The 9,667-nt window shown below is 71.3% G+C and carries 8 protein-coding genes and 3 pseudogenes; 7 read left to right on the top strand and 4 right to left on the bottom strand.

Features of this window, described 5'->3' with window-relative positions; all coding sequences use genetic code 11:
• Nucleotides 1–293: 293 nt before the first annotated feature.
• The 4 genes and pseudogenes from AC08OQ_RS13745 to AC08OQ_RS13730 all read right to left on the bottom strand — a co-directional run.
• Nucleotides 294–755, bottom strand: a complete 462-nt coding sequence (locus AC08OQ_RS13745) for a PIN-like domain-containing protein (RefSeq protein WP_462188447.1) — start codon at nucleotides 753–755, stop codon at nucleotides 294–296.
• Nucleotides 730–1,449: a DUF433 domain-containing protein gene (locus tag AC08OQ_RS13740; RefSeq protein WP_476601386.1), complete on the bottom strand. Its 720-nt coding sequence runs from the start codon at nucleotides 1,447–1,449 to the stop codon at nucleotides 730–732. The genes AC08OQ_RS13745 and AC08OQ_RS13740 overlap by 26 nt, the downstream gene beginning before the upstream one ends.
• Nucleotides 1,450–1,706: 257 nt before the next feature.
• Nucleotides 1,707–1,862, bottom strand: a pseudogene (locus AC08OQ_RS13735) (SAM-dependent methyltransferase); the annotation flags it as partial.
• A gap of 52 nt (nucleotides 1,863–1,914) precedes the next feature.
• Nucleotides 1,915–2,142, bottom strand: a pseudogene (locus AC08OQ_RS13730) (Scr1 family TA system antitoxin-like transcriptional regulator); the annotation flags it as partial.
• Between the two features lie 372 nt (nucleotides 2,143–2,514).
• Between AC08OQ_RS13730 and hemL the strand changes: the two are divergent.
• From hemL to AC08OQ_RS13695, 7 genes and pseudogenes are all read left to right on the top strand, one after another.
• Nucleotides 2,515–3,873, top strand: coding sequence for a glutamate-1-semialdehyde 2,1-aminomutase (hemL, locus tag AC08OQ_RS13725; RefSeq protein WP_476601385.1), 1,359 nt, complete (start codon nucleotides 2,515–2,517; stop codon nucleotides 3,871–3,873).
• Nucleotides 3,870–4,517 carry a histidine phosphatase family protein gene (locus AC08OQ_RS13720; RefSeq protein WP_462202628.1) on the top strand — a complete coding sequence of 216 codons (648 nt, stop codon included), beginning with the start codon at nucleotides 3,870–3,872 and terminating at the stop codon, nucleotides 4,515–4,517. The genes hemL and AC08OQ_RS13720 overlap by 4 nt, the downstream gene beginning before the upstream one ends.
• Before the next feature lie 89 nt (nucleotides 4,518–4,606).
• A complete protein-coding gene (locus AC08OQ_RS13715; protein ID WP_476601384.1) occupies nucleotides 4,607–5,485 on the top strand; it encodes a putative RNA methyltransferase in 879 nt (292 codons plus the stop codon).
• A gap of 233 nt (nucleotides 5,486–5,718) precedes the next feature.
• Nucleotides 5,719–6,348, top strand: a complete 630-nt coding sequence (locus tag AC08OQ_RS13710) for a TlpA family protein disulfide reductase (RefSeq protein WP_476601383.1) — start codon at nucleotides 5,719–5,721, stop codon at nucleotides 6,346–6,348.
• Nucleotides 6,349–6,382: 34 nt separating this feature from the next.
• Nucleotides 6,383–7,354 (top strand): cytochrome c biogenesis CcdA family protein, encoded by a 972-nt coding sequence (locus AC08OQ_RS13705; RefSeq protein ID WP_476601382.1) that lies wholly within the window; start codon nucleotides 6,383–6,385, stop codon nucleotides 7,352–7,354.
• The gene (gene resB, locus AC08OQ_RS13700; RefSeq protein ID WP_476601381.1) at nucleotides 7,351–9,456 is read left to right on the top strand and encodes a cytochrome c biogenesis protein ResB; all 2,106 of its coding nucleotides are present in this window, start codon (nucleotides 7,351–7,353) and stop codon (nucleotides 9,454–9,456) included. The genes AC08OQ_RS13705 and resB overlap by 4 nt, the downstream gene beginning before the upstream one ends.
• A pseudogene (locus AC08OQ_RS13695) lies at nucleotides 9,456–9,667 on the top strand (c-type cytochrome biogenesis protein CcsB); the annotation flags it as partial. The gene resB and the pseudogene AC08OQ_RS13695, both read left to right, overlap by 1 nt.

Here is a 9,667-nt window from a genome sequence, read left to right as displayed (position 1 = left end):
GGCCCTAGACCGCCTTCGGCTTCTTCGGGGCTGTTTCGGAGACGGCGTCGTGAACGAGGGTCTGGCGGTGCGGTGGCCGGCGTACTACGTCCGAGCCGTGCATCGTGTGCAACACGGGTGCGGACCAGGGACCGGCAGGCTGCCTAAAGATGCTGGTGAGAAGCCCAAGGCCTGCCCAAGGACGATCGGTACCACCCCTTGGTTGTACATATCAAGCGACGGAAGACGCGGCTAACCGGCGTCTACCTGAATCACGGATGGTGCGACTCCGGTCGATGGTGGGTGAGGAGGCACTACCGGGGCTGGGGTGAGCTGATGTCCATTTTGCGGATCTCCGTGGCGTGGACGGCGTAGATGAAAGGGCCTGCTTCGGTGCAGGCGGTCGTGATCGCGGGCAGGTTCGAGAGCAGCCACTGTGCCATCGCAGCACCCGGTAGGTCCTGCCGGGTTATGTAGAAGCATCGCGCGTGATGTGTCAGGACGGCTTCCTGTTCGGCGGGGCGGTAGCGGATACGCGCGTCCTTCATGAACACGACCCAGCCGAGGCGGGCCGTGTCCTCGATCCAGGTGACGTCCGCGATGTCCTCGTCCTGTGGGATGCCGTAGTGCTCGGCGAGCGTGATCAGCCGTAGCCCGGCGTCTCGGAGTAACCGGGGGACGGCGATGCGGCCGAGGCTGCGGTCGATGAAGACGTGCGGAAGCCCGGCAGGGTGGCGATCTGTCGAGTCATCAGGCGGCGATTTTGCTTGCGACACGGACGGCGCCTTCAAGATCAGAGAGAGGCACGCCGAATTCCTCCGCCACCTCGGCGAGTGCTTCGCCGGCGTGGAAGCGGCCCAGGGCGTCTTCGACGCGGGCGCCGCCGTGAGTGAAGATCGGCTGGCCGAAGCCACGGTGGGGATCGACGATGACGGAGCCGGGCTCGTACCGCGGTAGCCGGATGAGCCGGGGGTAGCCGTCCGAGGCGAACTCCACCAGCCGGAGGTAGGACTCGACGATCTCCCCGAACACCCGCTGCCCGTTGCGCACCACGACTAGTTCCCGGGCTCCACGTGCTTCGGGCGTGTCGCCCTGCCTCTCGGCGAAGTCGTAGAGAACCTCGGCACCGTCGGTGTACAGGGCGCGTGAGGCTAGGACGTGCTCGATCCCCAACTGCTCGGACAGGAGGGCCAACGCGGGGCGGATCCGCTGTAGCGGCACTCCAGCGGCTCGGATGGCTGCCAGGATCATCCCCTCGGCAAGCCCGATGAACGGCACGACGGCCGTGCCATGGCGCTGACGGGGCAGCACGGTGACGATCGGCTCACCATGGACCCGGGCGCGGCCCGGTGCGTGCCTGGTGTAGCCGTAGGCCCAGGTCGCGAAGGTCGACGTCGGCACGCCCAGGTGCCGGCCCGCCTCGGCGACGCTGTACAGGGGCAGGTCGAAACGGCCGCGATCCTGAATCATCGCGCCTCCTCTCAAGCCTGCTGGATCCGAAGGTCCTGCCGCGCAACACCATGATCATAGCCCCTTGCTGGCTCGACGACGCCGGGGAGGAGGCCACGGCGAGCCGTGCTACCGCAGTTTCTCTGGAGCTGGATCGGGTCGGTGACGGTCCGGCGGTGCGGTGGTCGGTGTACGGCGTCCGAGCCGTGCGGCATGTGCAACTCGGGTGCGGACCAGGGACCGGTCCGATTGCCCAAAGACGCTGGTCAGAAGCCTGGAGCCTCTGCGAATACGACTGGGTCGTTGTCGACATAGAGAATCCGTGACTCGGGTGCGACCCCTTGGGCGACCTCATGCAGATTCGGGGGTGGCAGTCCCGTTTCGATGCCCAGGAACTGTCGGATGCCGTGTTCCGCCGCCAGTAGGCGGGCCACTCAGGCCCGCGTGTGCCCCCGAGCGGAACGGGAGCACCTGGGTCGTGATCCCGGGACGGCGGGACACGTCGATCAGGTGGGCGAGTTGGGCGCGCGCCACCTCGGGTCCGCCGACCATGCGGCGCACTGCGGCTTCGTCAAGGATCGCCCAGAGCTGCGGTGGCGGATCGGTGGTCAAGATGGGGTTCTTCCGTTCGACGACCGCCGGCTCGGTGAGCTCGGAGCAGTCGAAATGATCATTGGCTGGAGTGGGTCGTGTGGGCGGCGCAGCGGGCACCATCAGGGCAAGCAGCACCAGGGCAACCACCAGGGCAACGTCGTCGTCTTCCTTGTAGCCCTTGCTGTAGTCCTCGCTCATCGAGATCGGGCCGACCGGCGGTGGATCGCCGAACGCCGGGGCCTGGGAGGGGTCGGGGCCTGGGAGGGACAGCGGCCGACCGACGGCCGCAGGTGTCCGGGGGAGGACCGGGCGCACGAGCCGCCGTCGGTGGGCGGCCGGGGCAGACCCCCGTCCACCGGCGGCTTCCAGCGGTGGCTTCCAGTGATGGTGGCGGGTCGGTCAACAACGGACCACGGACCGCGGAGGGGGACGCGGCGTGCTACCGGACACGTGGAGCGCGGGAGGCGGGGCCGACCTGCGAGGATCGTGGGCATGGTGGTTCCGTCTGCCGCGCCGGCATCCGAGGAGCTGTTCCGGCGCGCCGAGCGTGTTGTTCCCGGTGGGGTCAATTCTCCGGTCCGAGCCTTCCGTGCCGTCGGCGGCACGCCGCGCTTCATGGTGGCGGGCAACGGCCCCTATCTGACCGATGCGGACGGGCGTACCTACGTCGACCTGGTGTGCTCGTGGGGGCCGATGATCCTCGGCCATGCCCATCCGGCCGTCGTCGAGGCGGTGTCGCGCGCCGTCTCGGCCGGCACCAGCTTCGGCACCCCCACGCCGGGGGAGGTGGAGCTCGCGGAGCTGATCGTCGACCGGGTCGGCCCGGTCGAGAAGGTACGCCTGGTCAACTCCGGCACCGAGGCGACGATGAGCGCCGTGCGGCTGGCCCGGGGTTTCACCGGCCGGTCGAGCATCATCAAGTTCGCCGGCTGCTACCACGGGCACGTCGACGCGCTGCTCGCCTCCGCCGGTTCCGGAGTGGCGACCCTCGGGTTGCCGGACACCCCGGGAGTCACCGGCGCCGCCACCGCGGACACCATCGTCCTGCCCTACAACGATCTCGCGCTGGTCGAGGCGGTCTTCGCCGAGCGCGGTGAGACGATCGCGGCGGTCATCACGGAGGCCGCCGCCGCCAACATGGGGGTCGTCCCGCCGCTGCCCGGCTTCAACGCCGGGTTGCGCCGGCTGTGCGACATCCACGGCGCGCTGCTCATCCTCGACGAGGTGATGACCGGGTTCCGCATCTCACGCGCCGGCTGGTGGGGCAATGAGGGGGCGATCGAGGACTGGTCGCCGGACCTGTTCACCTTCGGCAAGGTGATGGGCGGCGGGCTGCCCGCGGCGGCCTTCGGCGGGCGGGCGGACGTGATGGCCAGGCTCGTACCCGCCGGCCCGGTGTACCAGGCGGGCACGTTGTCGGGTAACCCGATCGCCGTTGCCGCCGGACTCGCCACTCTGCGGGCCTGCACCGACGAGGTCTACGCCACTGTCGACACCCGCGCCGCCGACGTGGCCGGGATCGTCTCGACCGCGTTGACCGAGGAGGGCGTGGCCCACCTGCCGAGCAGCGCCGGATCGCTGTTCAGCTTCTTCTTCACCGACGCCGCCACCGTGGTCGACTACGCCGGTGCCCAGGCGCAGAACACCGCCCGGTACGCGGCGTTCTTCCACAGCATGCTCGACGCCGGGATCTACCTGCCGCCGTCGGCGTTCGAGGCGTGGTTCGTCTCGGCCGCGCATGACGACGAGACGGTGGAGCGGATCGCCGCGGCGGCACCGGCGGCCGCACGTGCCGCCGCGGCGGTACCCGAACCGGTGACCGTCTCCGCCTCTCCCGAGGGGCGGGCATGACGGAGCCGGCTCCGTTGACCCGGGTGCATCTGGTCCGCCACGGCGAGGTCTTCAACCCGGAGAAGATCCTCTACGGCCGGCTGCCGGGGTTCCGGTTGTCCGACAAGGGCCAGCAGCAGGCGAAAGTCACCGCGGAGTTCCTTGCGGAGCTGGACGTCGCGGCCGTGGTCGCGAGTCCGCTGGATCGTGCTCAGCAGACCGCCGCGCCCATCGCCACGGCGCACGCACTCGCCGTCCAGGCCGACCCGCGGCTGATCGAAAGCCGCAACGCCTTCGAGGGCAGAACGTTCGAGGCCGGCCCGGCGGTGGTCCGCTACCCCGCCCTGTGGCGCCTGCTGCTCAATCCGTTCCGCCCATCCTGGGGCGAACCGTACGACGAGATCGCCGCGCGGATGCTCGTGGCCGTCGCGGAATGGCGCGATGCCCACCCCGGTCGGCATGTCGTGCTCGTCAGCCATCAGCTTCCGGTCTGGACGGCTCGGCGTGCCCTGGAGGGGGTGCCCCTCTGGCACCGTCCCGACCGGCGGCAGTGTGGGCTGGCGAGCGTCACCACGGCCGTCTACCGGGAGTCCGAGCTCGTCGGCGTCCAGTATGCGGAGCCGAACGGGCTGACCGCGAACACGCCTGGATCGGTCGGCGCCTGACGAACTCCACCGGTCCCGAGTCACCGGCGCCGGCCGTCGCTGTCCCGCCCGTCGTCGCTGTCCCGCCCGCCCTCGCGTCCCTGCGGGCCGTGCTGCCGTTCCTGCGCTGCCCCGTGTGCGGCGACGCGCTGCACCGGGCGGACAGATCCCTGCGCTGTCCCGCCGGGCACGACTTCGACGTCGGCCGCAGCGGCTATGCCAACCTGCGCACCGGCCGGACTCGGCGGGTCGTCGGCGACACCGCCGTCATGGTCGCCGCGCGGGAGTCCTTCCTCGGTGGTGGCCACTACGGGCCGCTCACCGCCCGACTGGCCCAGATCGCGCATCCCGTCCCCGGGGGGTCATCCGGGCTATCCGGGTCGCCCGGTCGGGTGATCCTCGACATCGGTGCCGGGACCGGGCACCATCTGGCCGGCGTGGTCGGTGCGCGGCCGGACGCGGTCGGCATCGCCGTCGACGTCTCGAAGTACGCCCTGCGTCGCGCGGCGCGTGCCCATCCCCGGATCGGCGCGGTCTCCTTCGACGTCGCCGCCCCCTGGCCGGTGGCCGACCACGCCGTCGCCGTGCTCCTCGACGTCTTCGCGCCGCGCAACTTGGCCCAGATGCACCGGGTGCTGCGCCACGACGGGCTGCTCATCGTCGTCACCCCCGGACCGGGCCATCTCGCCGAGCTGCACGGCCCGCTCGGACTCGTCGGGATACAGGCGGGCAAGAGCGACCGGCTCGACGAACGAACCACCGGACGGTTCGAGCCGATCATCGTCGAGCGCGTCGACGTTCCGCTCACGCTGAACACCGACCAGATCGTCGACCTGGCTCTGATGGGCCCGACCGGCCATCATCGTGCGCCCGACCAGCTGCGCCGGCGGGCCGAAACCGCCTTCCCCGGGAGTGCCCCCGTTACGGCCCGTTTTCAGATCCGCGGTTACCGTCCGCTCCCGGTCCCGCCGGTGGCCGGCGGCCGGTGACGTCGGCGGAACGGTGCCTGCCCGGCGACAGAACGGTGCCCGCCTGGCATGGAGCCCACAGGTGTCCTTTGTCGAGAAGCCCATGCGCGTCTCGCGGCCCCGCCACCTACCCTGAGTTGAGTTCTACAGTTGGTCGTAGACAGGTTCCCGGGTGGGAAGGGGCAGGGCACATACTGGTTCGCGTGGCGGAGAAGGGATGGCGGTCCGCGTCGGATGACAGTTCGGGCACGCTGGTGACAGGCATTGCCCCGATGCGGCGGATGCGCCGGGCCCGGTCGGCCCGCCGTGTCCGCCGGGCGGGACGCGTCGCCCCGGCCGCCGTGGCGCTCGTGGCGGCCGGGCTGCTGGCCGCCTGCTCCCCCGGGGCGAACTCGGTCGATGCCACCGGTGGCGGGGGCTACGGCTTCGTCCAGCAGGCGGCCGGGCAGGACTTCGCCGCTCCCGGAAACCGGCATCCCGCACCCCCCCTGTCCGGTAAGACCCTCGACGGGACCTCCCTCGACCTCGCGTCCTACCGAGGGAAGATCGTTGTGATCAATTTCTGGGCCTCGTGGTGCGCTCCCTGCCGCGCGGAGACGCCAGGCCTGGTCCAGCTGTCCAAGGACAACCCCACGGTGGCGTTCCTCGGTGTCAACGAGAAGGACACCGTCTCCGGCGCGAAGGCCTTCGCGCGGGACTACGGCAAGTCCTACCCGAGCATCGTCGACAAGCTGGGCACCCTCGCCGCGGGCTGGCCGGTCGCTCCCGGCCTCCCGTCGACGTTCGTGCTTGACCAGAACGGGCGGATCGCGGCCCGGTTCACCGGTGGTGTGCTGCCCGACGACCTGAAGCCCGTGCTGAGCCGTCTGCGGGCCGAGGCGTGAGCGGGCGCCGTTCGCCCGGGGCGGAGAACCCGCGGTGAGCGTGGTCGGGCTCATCACCGACGGGCCGGTCCTGCTCGCCGCGCCGGTCGCCGCCGCCGCGGGACTGCTCTCCTTTCTCTCCCCCTGCGTCCTTCCGCTGGTGCCGGGCTATCTCAGCTTCGTCACTGGCCTGTCCGGGGCGGAGCTTCAGGATCGTTCGAGGCGAGCTGCCGCCACCCCGGGGGGGCCGCCGGGCCGGGCACCGGCGGTGCCGGAGGTGTCCGTAGCGGTGTCGGCGGTGCCGGGCATGGCGGTGGCCGGCGGGGCTGTGGTGGCCGGCGGGGCGGCGGTCTCCGGTGGCGGGGCGATCTCTGGTGACCTCGCCCGGGACGACGAGGGGACCGGGTCGCCCGGGCCGCGGCTGTACCGGCTGCGCGCGGGTGGGCGGGTCGCCGCGGGCACGGGTCTGTTCGTGCTCGGCTTCACCGCGGTCTTCGTGTCCTACGGCGCGGCCTTCGGCGGGCTCGGGCAGTGGCTCACCCGCCATCAGGTTGGCGTCAGCCAGGTTCTCGGGGTTGTCACTATCGTGATGGGACTCGCGTTCGCCGGCGTGTTCTCCCGGCTGTCCTGGGCGAACAGGGAATGGCGCATCCACCGGTTGCCGGCGCCCGGCCTGCTCGGCGCGCCCGTGCTGGGGGTGCTCTTCGGGATCGGCTGGACACCTTGCCTCGGCCCGACGTTGTCGGCCGTCCTGGGTCTGGCGGTGACGAGCGCGACGGCGCAGCGGGGAGCGTTCCTCTCCGCGGTGTACTGCCTCGGGCTCGGGCTGCCGTTCCTCGCCGTCGGACTGGCTTTCCGACGTGCCGTCGGCGCCCTGCGGGTGCTGCGACGGCATACCCGCATCCTGACCCTGCTCGGCGGCATGCTGCTCGTCACGGTCGGCGTGCTTCAACTCACGGGGGAATGGGCCGACCTGGTTGCGAACCTACGGCCCTACGCCCCCGGCTTCTCGGAGACGCCGCTGTGACCTCCTCAACCCGTTCGAACGCCCGGCTCGCGCCTGCGTCCGGAGCCGCCGATCCCGCGCCACTCGCCGCCGGGTCCGTCGACGTCGAACCCGGCGACACCGTCGAGGCCGAGTCCGGCCTCGAGAAGTCCGGCCTCGAGAAGTCCGGCCTCGAGTCCGCGGGATTCGACTCCGGCGTGGCGGCCAGCTCGCGCCGCCTGCCCGAGGGGCATGCCGACGCCCGCGTCGCCGCCCCCGAGGCGTTCGACCCGCCGGACAGCGCGGCCGGTCCGTCGCCCAGCGACCCCGGCGACCCCGGCGCGCCGACCGACGGACCGGGGCGCGCCCCCGGCGCCGGTGGCCGGTTCACCCGGCATCCGGCCCTTGCCCTCGCCGTCCGGTCCTGGCGCCAGCTCACCAGCATGCGCACCGCGTTGCTGCTGCTGTTCCTGCTGGCCCTGGCCGCCGTGCCCGGATCGCTGCTGCCGCAACGCGCCATCAACCCGATGCGGGTGGAGCAGTACCTCGCCGACCACCCCACCCTCGGTCCGCTGCTCGACTGGTTCTCCGGGTTCGACGTCTTCGCCGCGTCCTGGTTCGCGGCGATCTACCTGCTGCTGTTCATCTCCCTGATCGGCTGCCTGTCGTCCCGGATCCGCTGGCATGCCAGGGCGCTGTTCACCGCGCCGTCGAAGGCCCCGGCCCGGCCCGGCCGGCTGCCCGGCGGCAGCGCCTGGACGAGTCCGATGGAGCCCGGCGACGCGATGGCGGCCGCCCGGCAGGCGCTGCGCCGACGGCGCTTCCGGGTCACGGCCACGGCTGGCGAGGCCCGCGACGCGAAGGGGACCGTCGACCACTCCGTCGCCGCGGAGAAGGGGTACCTGCGCGAGACCGGTAACCTCGTCTTCCACATTGCCCTGGTGGGGCTGCTCGCCGCGGTGGGCTTCGGTTCCTGGTACGGATACTCCGGGACCGTGCTCGTCGTCTCCGGGAGTGGATTCGCGAATACGATCATCTCCTATGACCAGTTCAACGCTGGTCAGCGCGTCGACACCGCGAAGCTGCGCCCGTTCTCGCTCACGCTGGACCGGTTCAACGCCACGTTCCAGCCGAGCGGCCAGCCGTCCGACTTCCGCGCCGACGTCACGTATGCCGCCGCGCTGAACGCCCCGACCCGCAAGGCGACCATCCGCGTCAACCATCCGCTGGTGATCGGCAATGCCAAGATTTACCTCATCGGGCATGGATTCGCCCCGCACTTTGTGCTTCGCGACGCCGCGCGCAAGGTCGTCTGGGAGTCGAACGTGCCGTGTACCCCGCGGGACGGCATGTTCACCTCAACCTGCACCGTCAAGATCCCCGACACCGGACTGCCCGCGCTGGGCGTCCGCAAGGAGCCCCAGCAGCTGGCCTTCAGCGGCGTGTTCACGCCGACCACCCGCCTCGACCCGACCCAGGGATACGTCTCCGTGTTCCCCGCGGCCCGCGCGCCCGGTCTGACGATCACGGGGTTCGTCGGCAACCTCCATCTCAACGAGGGCATTCCACAGAACGTCTACACGGTCGACACCCGCGACATGCGCCAGATCACGATGACGGGCCCGGCGGGCAGCGAGCGCACCGCGCAGGTCCTGGCCCTCGACAACCCGCGGCAGCGCACCCTTACCGGGCTGCCCGGCGGGATGAGCCTCGAGGCCGACAGCGTGGCCGAGTTCGCCACCTTCCAGGTCAAGTCCGACCCGTTCAAGGGCGAGGCGTTGCTCTTCGCGGTCCTCATCATCGTCGGGCTGATCGCGAGTCTCCGGGTGCGCCGCCGCCGGGTTTGGGTGCGGGCCCGGCCGGCGGCCGCCGGTGGGTGCACGGTGGAGATCGGCGGGCTGTCCCGCTCCGACGCCGACGGGTTCGCCGTCGAGTTGGCCCAGCTCACGACCCTGGTCCGCGAGGCCACCGGGCTTGCCGGCACCGACCGGTCCGTGCCGACCGCCTCGGAATCGAGCGGCGCCGAACCCGCCAGTACCGAACCCGCCAGTACCGAACCGGGCAGCACTGAACCGAGTAGCACCGAACCGGGTGGCACCGCAGCCGGCGATGCCGTGTCGAGCGCCAGCGAGCGGGAGCACTGATGGCGGTCAACGAGGGCGTAGCCAGCCTTTCCGATCATCTGTTTGGCAGCGGCGAGGCGGTGTACGCCACGGCGATGCTCGGCTATGCGGCCGAGTTCGCGTTCAGCCGGCTCGGCCTGCGCCACGATGCGGTTCAGGAGGCGGCGGCCGTCCCGGCACGGCAGGGGGCCGGGCGGCCGGCGGCGCTGATCGGAGCGGCGGCCGGCGGGAT

This window comes from Frankia sp. CcCS3, assembly GCF_977927575.1.
This window is presented reverse-complemented; position numbering and strand designations above follow the sequence as displayed.

Coding starts and splice junctions, on each gene's coding strand:
- hemL (WP_476601385.1), top strand. CDS start 2,515: ATGGTGGTTCCGTCTGCCGCGCCGGCATCCGAGGAGCTGTTCCGGCGC.
- AC08OQ_RS13740 (WP_476601386.1), bottom strand. CDS start 1,449: ATGATTCAGGATCGCGGCCGTTTCGACCTGCCCCTGTACAGCGTCGCC.
- AC08OQ_RS13720 (WP_462202628.1), top strand. CDS start 3,870: ATGACGGAGCCGGCTCCGTTGACCCGGGTGCATCTGGTCCGCCACGGC.